At 67.7% G+C, this 15,939-nt stretch carries 12 protein-coding genes and 1 pseudogene; 6 read left to right on the top strand and 7 right to left on the bottom strand.

Features of this window, described 5'->3' with window-relative positions; translation table 11 throughout:
• Positions 1–63 precede the first annotated feature (63 nt).
• Positions 64–432 carry a hypothetical protein gene (locus tag LGN17_RS31060; RefSeq protein ID WP_226200831.1) on the top strand — a complete coding sequence of 123 codons (369 nt, stop codon included), beginning with the start codon at positions 64–66 and terminating at the stop codon, positions 430–432.
• 93 nt (positions 433–525) lie between these two features.
• Here the strand turns inward: LGN17_RS31060 and LGN17_RS31055 are convergent, their stop codons facing one another.
• Together LGN17_RS31055 and LGN17_RS31050 are read right to left on the bottom strand one after the other, a co-directional pair.
• Complete coding sequence (locus LGN17_RS31055; protein ID WP_006751304.1) at positions 526–723, bottom strand: hypothetical protein; 198 nt, start codon at positions 721–723, stop codon at positions 526–528.
• A gap of 304 nt (positions 724–1,027) precedes the next feature.
• Positions 1,028–1,807, bottom strand: a complete 780-nt coding sequence (locus tag LGN17_RS31050) for a DeoR/GlpR family DNA-binding transcription regulator (protein ID WP_006493999.1) — start codon at positions 1,805–1,807, stop codon at positions 1,028–1,030.
• Positions 1,808–2,029: 222 nt separating this feature from the next.
• On the opposite strand from LGN17_RS31050, the gene LGN17_RS31045 reads away from it, so the two are divergent.
• The 3 genes from LGN17_RS31045 to LGN17_RS31035 all read left to right on the top strand — a co-directional run bounded on the left by LGN17_RS31045 (position 2,030) and on the right by LGN17_RS31035 (position 5,402).
• A complete protein-coding gene (locus tag LGN17_RS31045; RefSeq protein WP_226200830.1) occupies positions 2,030–3,670 on the top strand; it encodes a gamma-glutamyltransferase family protein in 1,641 nt (546 codons plus the stop codon).
• 327 nt (positions 3,671–3,997) lie between these two features.
• Positions 3,998–4,825, top strand: coding sequence for a ferritin-like domain-containing protein (locus tag LGN17_RS31040; protein WP_011353107.1), 828 nt, complete (start codon positions 3,998–4,000; stop codon positions 4,823–4,825).
• 70 nt (positions 4,826–4,895) lie between these two features.
• Positions 4,896–5,402 carry a hypothetical protein gene (locus tag LGN17_RS31035; RefSeq protein WP_226200829.1) on the top strand — a complete coding sequence of 169 codons (507 nt, stop codon included), beginning with the start codon at positions 4,896–4,898 and terminating at the stop codon, positions 5,400–5,402.
• On the opposite strand, the gene LGN17_RS31030 is transcribed toward LGN17_RS31035, so the two are convergent.
• From LGN17_RS31030 to LGN17_RS31020, 3 genes and pseudogenes are all read right to left on the bottom strand, one after another.
• A complete protein-coding gene (locus tag LGN17_RS31030) occupies positions 5,396–6,859 on the bottom strand; it encodes a DEAD/DEAH box helicase (protein WP_226200828.1) in 1,464 nt (487 codons plus the stop codon). The two genes, LGN17_RS31035 and LGN17_RS31030, sit on opposite strands and share 7 nt — an antisense overlap.
• 73 nt (positions 6,860–6,932) lie before the next feature.
• A pseudogene (locus LGN17_RS31025) lies at positions 6,933–8,225 on the bottom strand (c-type cytochrome); the annotation flags it as partial.
• A 19-nt stretch (positions 8,226–8,244) separates the two neighbouring features.
• Positions 8,245–9,009, bottom strand: coding sequence for a c-type cytochrome (locus LGN17_RS31020; protein ID WP_175956418.1), 765 nt, complete (start codon positions 9,007–9,009; stop codon positions 8,245–8,247).
• A gap of 379 nt (positions 9,010–9,388) precedes the next feature.
• Here LGN17_RS31020 and LGN17_RS31015 point away from each other — a divergent pair, with 379 nt between their 5' ends.
• Positions 9,389–10,321 (top strand): CopD family protein, encoded by a 933-nt coding sequence (locus LGN17_RS31015; protein WP_226200827.1) that lies wholly within the window; start codon positions 9,389–9,391, stop codon positions 10,319–10,321.
• 141 nt (positions 10,322–10,462) lie between these two features.
• Here LGN17_RS31015 and dgoD read toward each other — a convergent pair whose 3' ends face one another.
• A complete protein-coding gene (dgoD, locus tag LGN17_RS31010; protein WP_021160175.1) occupies positions 10,463–11,611 on the bottom strand; it encodes a galactonate dehydratase in 1,149 nt (382 codons plus the stop codon).
• Between the two features lie 163 nt (positions 11,612–11,774).
• Here dgoD and LGN17_RS31005 point away from each other — a divergent pair, with 163 nt between their 5' ends.
• Positions 11,775–12,458: a FadR/GntR family transcriptional regulator gene (locus LGN17_RS31005; protein WP_226200876.1), complete on the top strand. Its 684-nt coding sequence runs from the start codon at positions 11,775–11,777 to the stop codon at positions 12,456–12,458.
• Between the two features lie 49 nt (positions 12,459–12,507).
• On the opposite strand, the gene LGN17_RS31000 is transcribed toward LGN17_RS31005, so the two are convergent.
• Positions 12,508–15,609, bottom strand: coding sequence for a transglycosylase domain-containing protein (locus tag LGN17_RS31000; RefSeq protein WP_226200826.1), 3,102 nt, complete (start codon positions 15,607–15,609; stop codon positions 12,508–12,510).
• Positions 15,610–15,939: the final 330 nt, after the last annotated feature.

The raw sequence follows: 15,939 nt of genomic DNA, 5'->3' as shown, positions 1-15,939 counted from the left end.
CCAGTAGCGCGCGGCGCGATCCCGGACGATACTGGCGGAATCGACCGTTTCACGAGGTGAATCATGCGTATTGGGATGTGGGCCGGCGTGTACGCCGTCCTTCTGGCGGGGTGCAGCGCCGGCATGCCGCCGCTCGTCGGCAACTGGCGCACGCCGTCGTTCGTCGACCTGCAGACATCGTGCGGCGGCACGGCACGCGACTGGGGCGCGGACGCGCAGCCGGTCTACTCGACGCTGGTCGACGCGTACGTGGCGAAACGGTATCGCGGGCTGACCGAAGCGAACTATTGTGCGTTCGTAAACGAACTTTCGACGCACTATGCGGCGCCTAGCGCGGCGACGCGCGCCGGCTGGGTCGCGTATTTCAACGGTGCGCGCGCGCAGGCGATCAGCTGGCGGGCGGCGGTCGATCCGACGCTGCGCGGCGGCTGAGGCAGGCTGCGGCGGGGCGGCGAGCGGGAAGCAGGAATGGACGCGCCGCCCGGAATCCGGGCGGCGCGGTCAGGTTACGAGCGGTGTGGCTGTTTACGAATAGCGGTATTTGATGGATCGCAGCGCGGCGTCGCCGGTTTCGGTCACGCAGTATTTGCGCCCCGATCCGAGTCCTTCCAGACGAACGAGCTGCTGTTCGAGCAGTGCGTCGATTTCGTCCCGATCCATGTTGGTTTGATCGGGGGCGTCCTTCACAAGCAATAGCGTGGCGAATTCATGCGGACTCAGCATCGTTCTCTCCATGGCGACCAGTCAGCCCGCGCGGCCGGCGCGAAAGCCGACGCGCGATACCCATCGGGGGTATGGCTTGGGGGGAAAAGCTGCATTCGCCGGCCATGCCATTCGTCCGCGCCCTGGCACAGGCGGAACGGTCGAATGGGCCGGGGAACTGGAGTCTAGTCGAGCACGCAGCCAACGACAAATCGTGCCCCGTTAATTTTCCCTTTGACAGCCGGGCCGCGCGCAAGCGGTTTGCTCGCGACGCCAACTTCTTGATTTCACTTGAAGTTCAGGGTGCGGCGCAGCATCGGCGCCGTCACTCCGCGACGTACACCTGGGTACCGGCGGCCGCCACGGTGTCGGCCATCTCGGGCGGCAGCGGCTTGTCGGTGAAGAGCGCGTGCACCTGGCTCAAGTGCCCCTGGCGCACCAGCGCGGGGCGGCCGACCTTCGAATGGTCGGTCACGAGATAGACGGTGCGTGCATGCTGCATGATCGCCTCGGCCACGCGCACTTCGCGCGTGTCGAAGTCGCGCAGCGTGCCGTCGGCCTCGATCGCCGACGTGCCGATGATCGCGTAGTCGACCTTGAACTGGCGGATGAAGTCGATCGCGAGTTCGCCTACGATGCCCTTGTCCCACGGCCGCACGATGCCGCCCGTGATCAGCACCTCGCAGTCGGGGTAGCCGCTCATCATCGACGCGACGTTCAGGTTGTTGGTGATCACGTGCAGCCCGTGGTGGCGGTTCAGCGCACGCGCGACTTCCTCGGTGGTCGTGCCGAGGTTGATGAACAGCGATGCCTGGTCGGGGATGTGCGATGCCGCGAGCGCCGCGATGCGCCGCTTCTCGTCGTGGAACATCCGCTGGCGTGCCGTGTACGACACGTTCTCCGAGCTGGTCGGCAGGCTGGCGCCGCCGTGGTAGCGGCGCAGCAGGTTCAGGTCGGCGAGCCAGTTCACGTCGCGGCGGATCGTCTGCGGCGTCACCGCGAAGTGTGCGGCGAGATCGTCGACGGTCACGAAGCCGTCGCGCTGCACCCATTCGAGCAATTCCTGCTGGCGCGCGTTGAGGGTGAGGCGGGGATCTCGGGTCATGGCTCGATGGTCGTGTCGTGAGACGGAGCGGGTATTGTAAGGGCGGCAACGGCGTTAGGCCGGCCCGGCCCGCATGGTCGCCCGTAATTCATGCGGAAATCGCATTGATTCATGTGATAAATGAATTTGTGCGATTGCGCCGATCGCGCTGCAATGACGGCTTGCCCGCGCACGCGGGCGCGCGTCCGGCGCGTTCATTCAGCTTTCGACGAGGTGGCATCGATGACTGGCTTCAACTGGCACAACCCGTATCCGACGACCCGCATTCCGGTGTTCGCGCGCAACGTCGTGTCGACGTCGCACCCGCTCGCCGCGCAGGCCGGGCTGCGGATGCTGTGGAAGCGCGGTAACGCGGTCGACGCGGCGCTGGCCGCCGCCGCCGCGATCACGGTCGTCGAGCCCGTGTCATGCGGGCTCGGCGGCGACGCGTTTGCGCTCGTGTGGGACGGCGAGCGGCTGTCCGGGCTGAACGCGTCGGGCGTCGCGCCGGCCGCATGGAACGTCGACTATTTCCGCAAGCGCCACGGCGAGGCGGCCAACGGCGTCGCGAACAAGCCGACGCGCGGCTGGGACACCGTCACCGTGCCGGGCGTGATCGCGGGCTGGGAAGCGCTGCATGCGAAGTTCGGGTCGCTGCCGTTCGCGGACCTGCTCGAACCGGCGATCGAGATCGCGGAGCGTGGCTATGCGGTGCCGCCGATCGTCGCGCACAAGTGGGCGGCCGCGGTGCCGGAACTCGGGGGGCTGCCGGGTTTCGCGGACACCTTCATGCCGCACGGCCGCGCACCGCAGGTGGGCGAGCGCATGTGCCTGCCGGGCCATGCGCAGACGTTGCGCACGCTGCAGAAGGAAGGTGCCCGCGCGTTCTACGAAGGTGCGCTTGCCGAGCGCATCGCCGCGTTCTCCCGCGAAGGCGGTGGCGCGCTGACCGCGGCCGACCTGCATGCTTACCGGCCCGAATGGGTCGAGCCGATCGGCAAGCGCTTCGGCCGTCACACGATCCACGAGATTCCGCCGAACGGGCAGGGCATCGCCGCGCTGATCGCCCTCGGGATCGCCGAGCACGCGGGCGTGACCGAATGGCCAGTCGACTCGGCCGACTCGCAGCATCTGCAGATCGAGGCGATGAAGCTCGCGTTCGCCGATGTCTATCGCTATGTCGCCGATCCGCGCGCGATGGAAGTCACGCCCGAACAGATGCTCGACGATGCGTATCTCGCCGAACGCGCGAAGCTGATCGATCCCGCGCGTGCGACGCATTTCGGCGCCGGCCGGCCGCATTCGGGCGGCACGGTCTACCTGTCGGCGGCCGACGAGCGCGGGATGATGGTGAGCTTCATCCAGTCGAACTACATGGGCTTCGGTTCGGGGCTCGTCGTGCCCGGCACCGGCATCGCGCTGCAGAACCGCGGGCACGGCTTCTCGATGGATCCGGCGTCGCCGAACGTCGTCGCAGGCGGCAAGCGGCCGTTCCACACGATCATCCCGGCGTTCGTCACGGAGGAGGTCGATGGCCGCACCGAGGCCGTGATGAGCTTCGGCGTGATGGGCGGCGACATGCAGCCGCAAGGGCACCTGCAAACCGTCGTGCGGATGCTCGGCTACGGGCAGCAGCCGCAGGCGGCCTGCGATGCGCCGCGCTGGAAGGTCAATCGCGACTTCACGCTCGACGTCGAGGCAACCATGAATCGCGCGACCGTCGATGCACTGGCCGCACGCGGCCATACGATCAAGTCGATCGACGATCCTTACATGGATTTCGGTTCGGGGCAGTTCATCTGGCGTCTCGACCGCGACGATCGCGAGCGCGGCTACGTGGCCGCGAGCGACAGCCGGCGTGACGGTCTGGCGGCCGGTTTCTGACGGATTGCAGCCGGCTTTCGCCGGCATTTCGTGCGCTTCGCGGGCGGCCGAATGGCCGCCCGTTGCGTTTGCGGCAGCCCGTATCACCGAGCAGGCGCAAGCGGTTTGAAGGACTCGTCTAACGAACGGCAACAGACGCCGAGGAACTGCGCTTGTCGGGTATGGTCAGTGCTCTGGAGCACGAACGTCAAAGTCCGGCTAAGATGCCAGCATGGTTCGGCCGGACCAATCCACTATAAACGCAAGTAAAGCGCCGCCTGCGGGTCGTTTGGCGCCTGTGCCGAAGGCATGGGCCGGCCCCCGCGCGACGACTGGGAGCGCACTACCATGGACACCAAAACGACGCATGTGATGCCGTGGCGCATCGAGGACATCGACCTGAACCGGATCGATCGTCAGCGTGCCGCCGCGAACGAGGATCTGTTGCTGCTGCTGTGCGCGTCGTCGTTCATCGAAAGCGGCTCGGATCTCTACACGAGCAATCTGAGCCAGTTCTTCAACGACGATCCGGAAGTCTCCGCATGGCTCAACAATGCATGGGAGCACGAAGAATTGCAGCACGGGCGCGCGCTGAAGGCGTACATCGCGCACGTGTGGCCGGAGTTCGACTGGGATACCGCGTTCGCGAATTTCTTCGCCGAGTATTCGAAGACCTGCAAGGTCGAGGCGTTCGAGAAGACCCGCGCGCTCGAGATGGTCGCGCGCTGCGTCGTCGAGACGGGCACGGCCACGCTCTATCGCGCGATCAACGAGTGCTCGGACGAGCCCGTGCTGAAGGAAATCACCGACAACATCCGCACGGACGAAGTGCGCCACTACAAGCACTTCTTCAAGTTCTTCAAGAAGTACAACCAGCTCGAAGGCAATGGCCGGCTCGCGGTGCTCGGCGCGCTGGCGCGCCGCGTGATGGAAATCAAGAATGAGGATTCCGAGATCGCGCTGCGCCACGTGTTCGCGGTCCGCTATCCGGATCGTGTCGGCGACAGCCAGTACAACCGTGAGCGCGCCGCGCGCATCAGCACGCTGGTGCGGCGCAACCTGTCGGCCGACATGTGCGTGAAGATGCTGCTCAAGCCGCTCGACCTGCCCGCGAAGATCCAGCCGGGCGTCCACTATCCGCTCACGAAGATCACGCGGCACGTGTTCCTGCGCTGACCACCGCGGCGCGGCCCGTCGCGCGTATGCTGCGGCTTTTTCATCCGCTCTCCACCGGGGCCCCGCCATCATGACCGATACCCATCGCCACGCGCTCGAACAATGGACGTTCGATGCGTGGCCGCCGGCCGTCGTTGCATTGTTCGACGGCACTGCGCTCGAGCGTCACGCCGACTTCGCCGCATCGCTGATCGTCGCGACCGACGACGGCCAGTTGCGCACGACGCTGCTCGGCGTCGGCGAAATCTATGCACACGATGCGCGCACGCTGCTGCTGGCGCTCTGGCCGCAATCGCGCGCGGCGCGCGCGATTGCGCAACGGCGTACGGCCGCGTTGACGCTCGTCGCGGACGGCGCGTTCTTTCAGGCGCAATTGAGGATGGAGCCGCTCGAAGGAGACTTCGGCGGACTGGCCGGATTCGCTGCGACGATCGCGCACGGCGATGCGCAGCGGGTGGGCTATGCGCGTCTCGCGACAGGGGTCACGTTCACGCTGGAGGGGGAGCGCGCCACGGTGCTCGCGCGCTGGCAACGCCAGGTCGAGCACCTGCGGCGCGCAGCCGCCCGGCTTCAGTGACCGCGCTGGCCGCTGCGCGACGAACGGTTGCGGTTCGCGTGCGCGGCGTTGCCGTTTGCCGGGCGTGCGCTGTTGCCGCCGCCAGCCGGACGCCCGCCGCTGCCGCCGGCGCCGCCTTGCCCCTGCGTGCGCGGCTTCGCGGCCTTCTGCTGCGATGCCTTCGGTTGAGACGCCTTCGGTTGCGCGTTGCCGTCGCGTTTCGCGGCCGGCTGGCCTGAGCCGCCTGCGCGCGGCTGGCGATTGCCGCCGCCACCGCCGCCGCCGCGCGGCTGCTGCTGCCCGCGGCGCTGCTGGATCGGCTCCGGCTTCGCGTTCGGATCGGGTTCGAAGCCCGCGATCACTTCCTGCGGAATCTCGCGCTTGATCAGCCGCTCGATATCGCGCAGCAGCTGCTTTTCGTCGACGCACACGAGCGACACGGCTTCGCCGGTCGCGCCCGCGCGGCCCGTGCGGCCGATCCGGTGCACGTAGTCTTCCGGCACGTTCGGCAGGTCGAAGTTGACGACGTGCGGCAACTGGTCGATGTCGATCCCGCGCGCGGCGATATCGGTCGCGACGAGCACCTGCAGCGTGCTGTTCTTGAACTCCGCCAGCGCGCGCGTGCGGGCCGACTGGCTCTTGTTGCCGTGGATCGCCATCGCGCTGATGCCGTCCTTCGTCAGCTGCTCGGCAAGCCGGTTCGCGCCGTGCTTCGTGCGCGTGAACACGAGCACCTGGAACCAGTTGTGCTCGCGGATCAGGTGCGTGAGCAGTTCGCGCTTGCGGTCGCGGTCTACCGGGTGGATCTTCTGCGCGACGCTTTCGGCGGTCGTGTTGCGGCGTGCGACCTCGATCAGCGCGGGCGAGTCGAGCAGGCTGTCGGCGAGCGCCTTGATCTCGTCGGAGAAGGTGGCCGAGAACAGCAGGTTCTGGCGCTGCGGCGGCAGCTTCGCGAGCACGCGCTTGATGTCGTGGATGAAGCCCATGTCGAGCATCCGGTCGGCTTCGTCGAGCACGAGGATGTCGAGGTCCGACAGGTCGATCGTCTTCTGCTGCATGTGATCGAGCAGGCGGCCCGGCGTCGCGACGACGATGTCGACACCGCGCTTGAGCGCATCGATCTGCGGATTGATGCTGACACCGCCGAACATCACGGTGGAGCGTAGCTTCACGTACTTGCTGTACGCACGCACGCTTTCCTCGACCTGGGCGGCGAGTTCGCGCGTCGGCGTGAGGATCAGCGCGCGCACCGCGCGCTTCGCGCCGCGATGCTCCGCGTAAAAAGTATGCAGGCGTTGCAGGATCGGCAGCGTGAAGCCGGCGGTCTTGCCGGTGCCCGTTTGTGCGCCGGCGAGCAGGTCGCCGCCGCCGAGGACTGCAGGGATCGCCTGCTGCTGGATCGGAGTCGGCGACGTATAGCCGAGCTCGTTGACCGCCTTGACAAGCGGTTCGGCCAGGCCGAGAGATTCGAAAGACATAGATACCACTCTTGAGTTTTATGATCGGCGACACCTCGCGCGGCCCGCGCGGGGACTGGCGTCGCAAAAAGCAAAGGGGCGCGGAACGCAGGTCGCTCACCTGTTGCGGCGAGATCGGCGTACCGTTGTTGCCCCACGACATCCGGATATACGTTACTACGGCTGCGACTTCCTGGTTCGACAGCGACTGTGCGAACGGCGGCATCCCGTACGGACGTGGATTCTTGAACGTGCTCGGCGGATAGCCACCATTCAGCACCATGCGGATCGGGTTGACCGCCGATTCCATCACGATCGAGTGGTTGCCCGCGAGCGGCGGATACGCCGGCGGCTTGCCCGCACCGGTTGCGGCGTGGCAGGTCGCGCAGTTGTCGGCGTAGATCTTCTTGCCTTGCTCGAACAGCGCATTGCCGAACTGCTTCGACGGCTCGTACTGCATGTTCTTCGGCGCTTCAGCCTTCTGCGGGATCGACTTCAGGTACGTCGACATCGCGCGCGTATCTTCGTCGGTCATGTACTGCAGGCTGTTGTGAACCACGTCCGCCATCGGGCCGAACACCGCGCCCTTCTGCGACACGCCGGCCTGCAGCAGGTCGGACAGCTCCTGCACGTGCCAGTCGCCGAGGCCGAGTTCCTTGTCGTTCGTCAGCGACGGCGCGTACCAGTTCTGCAGCGGGATCAGGCCGCCTGCGAACGCCGACGAGTTCACCGGGCCGCCCATCATGTTGATCGACGTGTGGCACATCGAGCAGTGGCCGAGGCCTTCGACGAGGTAGGCGCCACGGTTCCATTCGACCGACTTGGTCGGATCCGGCTTGTACTCGCCTTCCTTGAAGAACAGCGTGCGCCAGCCGATCAGCAGGTTGCGGTTGTTGAACGGGAACTTCAGTTCATGCGGACGGCTCGGCACCGACACCGGCGCGACCGAGCGCAGGTAGGCGTAGATCGCGTCGGAATCCGCACGGGTGACCTTCGTGTAGCTCGCGAACGGGAAGCCCGGGTAGAGCAGGCTGCCGTCCTTCGAACGACCGGTGTGCATCGCGCGGTAGAAGTCGTCCGACGTCCACTTGCCGATGCCGTCCTGGTCGTCCGGCGTGATGTTCGGCGTGTACATCGTGCCGAACGGCGTCGCCATCGGCAGGCCGCCCGCGAACGGCTTGCCGCCGCGCACGGTGTGGCACGCGATACAGTCGCCGACGCGCGCGAGGTATTCGCCCTTCTTGATCAGCGCGGCCTGGTCGGCCGGCGTGGCCGCGACGGCGGAGGCGCCGTGCAGCGTGTCGTTGCCCGGCCACAGGACCGGCACGAGGGCGGCAGCCGCGACGATCGCGACGGCCGAGAGTGCAAACAGGGACTTGCGTTTCATTGTGTCTGTCTCCCTTGCCTTATTGCGGTTCGCTGCCGCAGGCGAGCGGAGTCTTCATCGAACGCGCCGGAGCCGGCACGGGGTTGGCGGGCGCCGGTTGCGCGGCGAGCCATGCGGTCACGGCCGTCACGTCTTCGTCGGAAAGCTTCGACGCGATGTCGTGCATGCAATCGGGCGCCTTCGCATGGCGGTTGCCCGAGCGCCACGCGCCGAGCTGCGCACTCAGGTAATCGGCGTGCAGGCCGACGAGGCCCGGGATCGCCGGCTGCATGCCGGTCAGCCCTGCGCCGTGGCAGGCCACGCAGGCCGGCAGCTTGCGGGACGGGTCGCCCTGCGTGACGAGCTGCTTGCCGCGTGCGAGCGTCGCGGCCGGCAGCGTCGGCTTCGCCGGCGTCGGGTACGGCGGACGTTCGGCCGAGAAGTGCTCGGCGATTTCCTTCAGGTAATCGTCGTTCAGGTACGTCAGCAGGTAGTTCATCGGCGGGTACTTGCGCCGGCCGTCACGGAAGTTGACGAGCTGGTTGTACAGGTACTCGGCCGGTTTGCCGGCAAGACGCGGGAAGTAGTCGTTGTCCGTGCCCTGGCCATGGACGCCGTGGCAGGCCGTACAGCCGCGCACGCGCTCGGCCATGGTATCGGGTGCCTTGAGCGGCGCCTGCTGGGCGTGCGCTTGCTCCGTGGGCTTGGTCTGCGCTTGGGCAGCGCTCATAAGGCCCGCGCCGCCGAACATCAGAACGGCGAGCAGCGGACGGAAGAGGCGTCTTGAAGACACACGAGACTCCATGTTTATTCGACGGGGACCTGTTGTCCGGGCTACGATCGGCTCGGCGCATGACGGCAGGGCAGCCGGGCTGCTGCGACGCGGCATTCTATCATCGATGGGTAATGACGGCTATTTGGCAAAAGGACATCGGTTCCTGTCCGTTTGCGACTTGCGACAATTTGACGCGCATTGCGACGCGACCGTGTGAACCGGCGTGCGTTTTCACCATCGAAGACCGTACACTCGCGGGTCGCGCGGCGCCGCCTCCGCCGCAGGTCCAGTCATTTCTCCCGTTTCCGGATTCATCGATGACGTTTTCTACCGTGCCGTTGCCTTCCTCGCGCTGTTCGTCCCGTTGCCGCCGCTCCGTCGGCCTGCCGCTTTCGGGAGGGGGTACGCGATGAAGTTCGACAGCTTGTGGATCGGTCAGGTCGCGCTCGCGGCGCTGATGGACGCCGCGTTCGCGATGGCGGTCGGCTCGGCGCTGCTCAAGGCATGGCTCGGCAAGGACGGTGCACGTCCGGTCGTCGCACCGTCGCATCCCGCGTGGCTGCGCGCGCAACATTCGCTGGTCGCGGCGGTGCTGGCGCTGGTGCTCGCGGATCTCGGCTGGCTCGTCTACCAGGCCGCGACGATGAGCGGGGCGGGGCTCGGCGGCGCGTTCGCCGCGATTCCCGTCGTGCTGACGCAGACGCATACGGGCTTCGCGTGGAGCGTCGCGTTCGCCGGCGCCGTGGTGCTCGCGATCGTCTCGCTCGCGAAGCCGGAGGGCCCGGTTGCACACGCGGTGCTGTGGCTCGCGGTGATCGTGGTCGCGGCCGGCAAGGCGTCGCTCGGCCACGCGGCCGATACGGGTGCGCTGTCCGCAGCGGTCGGCGTGCAGACGCTGCACCTGCTCGCGACGGCCGTGTGGGGCGGCCTCGTGCTCGCGGGCGGGCTCGCGGTGCTGCCGGCGCTCGGTGCGTCGGTCGCGCGCGGCGCGCTGATCCGCATCGGCCAGCACCTGTCGCGTACGTCGATCGTCGCGGTCGTCTTCGTGCTCGGCACCGGCGCGCTCAACGCGATCCGCGGGCTCGGCGGTTCGCTCGCGCCGCTCGACGGCAGCACGTGGGGGCGCGTGTTGCTGCTGAAGCTGCTGCTCGTCGCGCTTGCGCTCGTGCTCGGCGGCCTGAACCGTTTCGCGGCGCTGCCGCGCCTGCGCCGCACCGCGTCGACCGAGGATGCGCACACGTTCCGCAACATCCTGCATCTCGAAGCGCTGACGATGATCGGCGTGTTCGTCGCGGCCGCCGTGCTGTCGTTCAGCGTGCCGGGGTTCGCGGCCCTCGGCTGACGGCAGGGCTTGTGCGGCGCGGCGCAAGGCCGCCGTCCCGCACCCGGCACGTGCCGGAGGTCGCCCTGCGCATGCAAGAACGGCTGCCTGTCGGGCAGCCGTTCTCGAATCGATACTTGCCGCGCGCGCCGCGCATCGCGTTCACCACTCGGCGACGCTGCCGTCCGCGTGACGCCACACCGGGTTGCGCCAGCGGTGCCCCGTCTTCGCCATCTCGCGCACCTTCTCCTCGTTCACGTCGATGCCGAGCCCCGGGCCCTGCGGGATCGCGACGAAGCCGTCCTCGTAGCGGAACACCTCGGGGTTGCGCAGATAGTCGAGCAGGTCGTTGCCCTGGTTGTAGTGGATGCCGAGGCTCTGCTCCTGGATGAACGCGTTGTAGCTGACCGCGTCGAGCTGCAGGCACGCGGCGAGTGCGATCGGGCCGAGCGGGCAGTGCAGCGCGAGCGCGACGTCGTAGCTCTCCGCGAGCGTCGCGATCTTGCGGCACTCGGTGATGCCGCCCGCGTGCGACGCGTCGGGCTGGATGATGTCGACGTAGCCGCCTGCAAGGATGTGCTTGAAATCCCAGCGCGAGTAGAGCCGCTCGCCGAGCGCGATCGGCGTGTTGGTCTGGTTGACGATGTCGCGCAGCGCCTCGGCGTTTTCCGACAGCACCGGCTCCTCGATGAACATCAGCTTGTACGGGTCGAGCTCCTTCGCGAGCACCTTCGCCATCGGCTTGTGCACGCGGCCGTGGAAGTCGACGCCGATCCCGACGTGCGGGCCGACCGCGTCGCGCACCGCCGCGACGTTCGCGATCACCTGCTCGACCTTGTCGTAGGTGTCGACGATCTGCAGCTCCTCGGAGCCGTTCATCTTCACGGCCTTGAAGCCGCGCTCGACCACCGCGCGCGCATTGTTCGCGACGTCGCTCGGCCGGTCGCCGCCGATCCACGAATACACCTTGATGCGATCGCGCACCTGGCCGCCGAGCAGTGCGTGCACGGGTACGCCGTGGTGCTTGCCCTTGATGTCCCACAGCGCCTGATCGACGCCCGCGATCGCGCTCATCATGATCGGGCCGCCGCGGTAGAAGCCCGCACGGTACATCACCTGCCAGTGATCCTCGATCAGCAGCGGATCGCGGCCGACGAGGTAGTCGGCCAGCTCCTGCACGGCAGCCTCGACCGTGTGTGCGCGGCCTTCGACGACCGGTTCGCCCCAGCCGACGATGCCCTCGTCGGTTTCGATCTTGAGGAACAGCCAGCGCGGCGGGACGACGAAGGTTTCGAGGCGGGTGATTTTCACGATGCGGGTCTCCAGGATTGACCGGCGCGGGCGCTTGGGCGCGGCGCACGGTCGCGTGCTTTCGCGGTTATCCTAGCGTAGCCCGATAAAAAATAGTATTAATAGCACTATTGTGCAGATAGTGGGCAGCCGGCCCACCCGGGTTCCGGCATAACGGAGAACGATCATTCGACGCGACCTGCATGGACAGACGGCCTTCCAGCTCGCCACGGCGATCCTGCGCGGCGACTACCCGCCCGAGTCGCTGCTGCCGAGGGAGCCCGACCTGATGGAGATGTATGGCGTGAGTCGCACGGTGATGCGCGAGGCGCTGCGTACGCTCACGTCGAAGGGGCTCGTCGAGTCGCGGCCGAAGATCGGCACGCGCGTGCGGCCGCGCGGCGTATGGAACCTGCTCGATGCCGACCTGCTCGACTGGTACGCGCGTGTCGCGCCGCCGCTCGCGTTCGCGCTGAAGCTGCAGGAGATGCGCGAGATGGTCGAGCCGTACGCGGCCGCGCTTGCCGCGCGCATGCATACGCCGGACACGTTCGACGCGATCGACGGCGCGGCGCGTGCGATGGCCGCCGCGCGCAACGTCGACGAATGGGTGCGCGCCGACCTGCGCTTTCACCTGGGCGTGCTCGAGGCCGGCGGCAACGAGCTGCTGGTGCCGCTCGGCACGCTGATCGATCGCACGCTCGAGGCGCAACTGCATCTGAATGCACGCCGCGCGGACGTATACAACGCGTCGCTCGCCGAGCACGTCGCCGTCAGCGACGCGATCCGCGTGCGCGACGAGGAGGGTGCGCGCCGCGCGATGGCGGCGCTGCTCGCGGTGACGCGCGCACGGATCGAGATGTCCTGACGGGGAGGGGCGTGTTCCCTGGTTTGGGCGGGGCCCCGACGCGCGGCCGTCAGGACGGTTGCGCGGCAGCGGCACCCGGCGCGGGCGGATCCGCCTGCGGGGCGGGGCCCGCGGTGCGCGCGCCGGCCGGGCGTTCGATCAGCGGCGCGAGCGCCGGGGCCATCGACTTCAGCAACTGCACGGCCATCGCGCTCGTGAAGTCGTAGCGCGCCGCATACGGCTCGTGCGCCGTTGCGGTCAGGACCCCGAAGAACCGGTCGCCGAGCACGAACACGAAGGTGCCGCTGCGGTTCACCTTGCGCGATTCGATCAGCCGCGCGCCGCGCGCATAGACGTTGAAGCGCTGGTCGCCGGTCCCCGTCTTGCCGTACACGTCGAGCGTCTTGCCGTCGGGCAGCGTGAAGCCGCCCGCGAGGCGGCGCGCGGTGCCGTTGAGCACGACGTCGCGCAGCAGCGTGTGCGCCACGTTGACGATCTCCGGCGACAGCATCGGCTGCGGCTGGGCGACCGCGCGCACGAAGCGCGTTTCGTACGGCGTGCCCTTCGCGAAGTCGAGTCGCGTGATCGTCTCGGTCGGCGCTTTCTGGCCGCCGTTTGCGATCAGGCCGATCAGTTTCGCGAGTGCGTCGGGCTGGTCGCCCGATGCGCCAATCGCGGCCGCGTACGACGGCGTGACTTCCGCGAACGGATAGCCGAGCGCGCGCCACGACTTCGTGATTTCCGCGTATGCGCGCAGCTCGACCATGCGGCGGATGCGGCGGTCCTGGGTCGCGTGGTAGCGCGTCTTGTACAGCCACGAGTACGTGTAGAAACGCGCATCGCGGCTGTCGCGCTGGACGTCGGCGAGCGACGCCGCCGGGTGCGCGCGCAGGTAGTTGAGGGTCCACAGCGCGAGCGGATGCACGCTCGCGATGTAGCCGCGATCGTTGAGGTTGAAGCGGTCGATCGCGTACTTCGCGTAAAGCCTGGCGAGGTCGTCGTCGGACAGCGTCGCGGCGGGCGTGCCCTTCAGTTGCACGCGCATCTGCGCGTCGAACCACGCGAGCGATTCGTTCGGCGCGACGCTGCGCAGCACCGTCGCGATCTTCGGTGGCGACTTGCGCACGTCCTTCAGCAGCAGCGCGAGCGCATCATCGGGCGCCTTGCCCGCATAGCGCGTGTAGTAGCGCTTCACGTAGACCTGGCTTTCGCCGTCGACGAACTGCTGCAGGTAATGCCGGCGCTGCTCGGGATCGCCGAGCCACGACGACGACGGGCCGGCCGCCTGCAACATCTCGTAGTGGACGATGTCGCGCATCAGCCGCACGAACACGAGGTTCACCGAGTGCTCGAACGCGGTGTGCAGCGTCATGATGCGGCCGTTGTCCGACTTCTCGAAGTTCGAGAATACCTGCGCGCCGCCGCCCGTATAGAACACGTCGGGGCTCGCCGAATACTTGCGTTCGACGGCCGCGTCGAGCATCGCCTGCAGCGAGCGGTCGCGCGTATGCGACAGGTAGTCGAGCGCCCAGTGCGACAGCCCGTCGATCGGGTCGGGTTTCACGCGGGCCAGTTCCGCGTTCGACAGGTTCGCGTAACGCGCATGCAGGTCGGACACGATCTGCAGGTAGGTGATCAGCGTACGCAGCTTCGCGGTCGAGCCGAGGTTGATGCGGCCGCCGCGATTGACGTCGAACGGCTCGTTCACGCTGTCGGTCTGCACGCGCAGCAGGTTTGCGCCGTTGCGGTGTTCGTACAGCGTGAAGCTGTAAGTGAGGTGCGACGGGTCGTCCTTCGGCGCGAGCATCTCGAAGCCATACAGGCCGGCCGCCTGCGCGCCGGCGCGCGTCGACGCCTGGGCGAGCCGTTCGGCGACCGCCTGCTGCACGCCGTTGTCGAGCGTGCTGGTCGCCTGCAGGTCGAACTGGTCGAGCTGGTACAGGTCGCTGATGCCGAGCGCCGACAGCAGCGACGCGCGAGCGGACGTCACGGCCTTGCGCGACACGAACGACTGTACGTGCGCGACGGCCGGCGGCGCGCTGCGTTCGATCTTCGCGTCAAGCGCGGCGTCGCGCAGCGCGGGCGAGATCACGCCACCGTTCGACAGCAGCCGCAGGTAGCTGTCGGTCAGCTTCTGCAGCGCCGGATAGCCGCGGTTGAGGAAGTATGACGGCGCGCGCTGCGCGATGATCAGCGACAGCACTTCGCGGAACGTCTTGCCCTGTTCGTCGACGTTGTCGCCGGTCGTCGGCGCGGACAGGATCCGGTTCGCTTCGTCGAAGTCGCGGCCGTACCACGCGGCGAGACCGTCGCCGATGCCGGTGATTTCGCCGATATGCGGCCGTGCGGCGAGCGGTACCGAGTTCAGGTAGCGCACGACGATGGTGCGGCGCGCGAGCATCGTCTGCGGGCCGTTCAGGTACGCGCGCACCGATGCGGACGCGATCTGCCGCAGCTTCTCGGGCGGCGTCGCGGTGCGGCCCTCGGGCGAATGGCGGAACTTCTCGATCTGCGTCGCGAGCGTGCTGCCGCCCGGGCGCGCCTGATGGCGGTTGACGACGTGCAGCGCCTGGTCGGCCAGCGCGCGGCTGAAACGCCCCCAGTCGATCGCCGGGTTGCGGTTCGGCTCGTTCGCGTCGAGCAGGTAGCGATCCTCGATGAACAGCAGCGAATCGGTGACCACGCGCGGCACCATGTCGAAGTCGGCGTAGACGCGCTGCGGGAACACGGTCGCGAACAGCGGCGCGCCGGTCGAGTCGAACAGCATCAGGCCGGCCTGGTCCTTCTCTTCGAACGGGAGGAACAGCCCGCGATCGCCGAGCGACAGCATCCGCTGCGAATCGCGCGCCTGCTTGCCGACGACGAAGCCGCGCGCGAGCAGCCGCTCCTGGAATGCCGGAATCATCGCGTAGCCGAGGCGCTGGTCGTACGGGCCGTTCGCGGGAAAGCGGATGTGATCGCTCGGGCCCGTCTCGACCGTGTAGCCGACGTCGCGGGTGAGCTCGGACAGGTAGCGCGCCTGCAGCCGGGACGTTTCGATCTCGCTCTGCACGAGTCGCGCAACGATCGCCACCGCGATCAGCAGCGCGGCCAGCAAAGACCACTTGACCCACGTCCAGACCGATGCGGGACCGGTCACACGCGGCAGGATACGATTCAGCGGCCGATTCATGGCGGCGTCTCCCTGAAGGCGCGGGCTCCGGCCGCACCCCATTAAGGATTAGTGTAGTCCTCCGCAGCGGGCTGCCAAGGGCGTTCACTACCGAGATGCGTCGCCGCAACGGGCGTGCCCGCGGCGCGCTGTAACCCGCGTTGCGTTGCGGTGGTGCATGCCGTCGCAGCGTAACGTTTGCGCGTGTCGTGCCGGGGCACCCGGATGGCGGGTGTGTCGGCGGGCAGGCCCGCACGGCCGGGCAGGCGGGCGATGCACCGGTTTCGTGCGGGGCGGCGCCGCGACAATTAGGATCGGAACCCGACCGTAAAATTGTGTCCGGCGAGCGAT

This window comes from Burkholderia sp. AU30280, assembly GCF_020420125.1.
GTDB lineage: Bacteria > Pseudomonadota > Gammaproteobacteria > Burkholderiales > Burkholderiaceae > Burkholderia.
The sequence above is the reverse complement of the archived record's forward strand: the minus strand, read 5'-3'. Positions and strand labels throughout refer to the sequence as shown.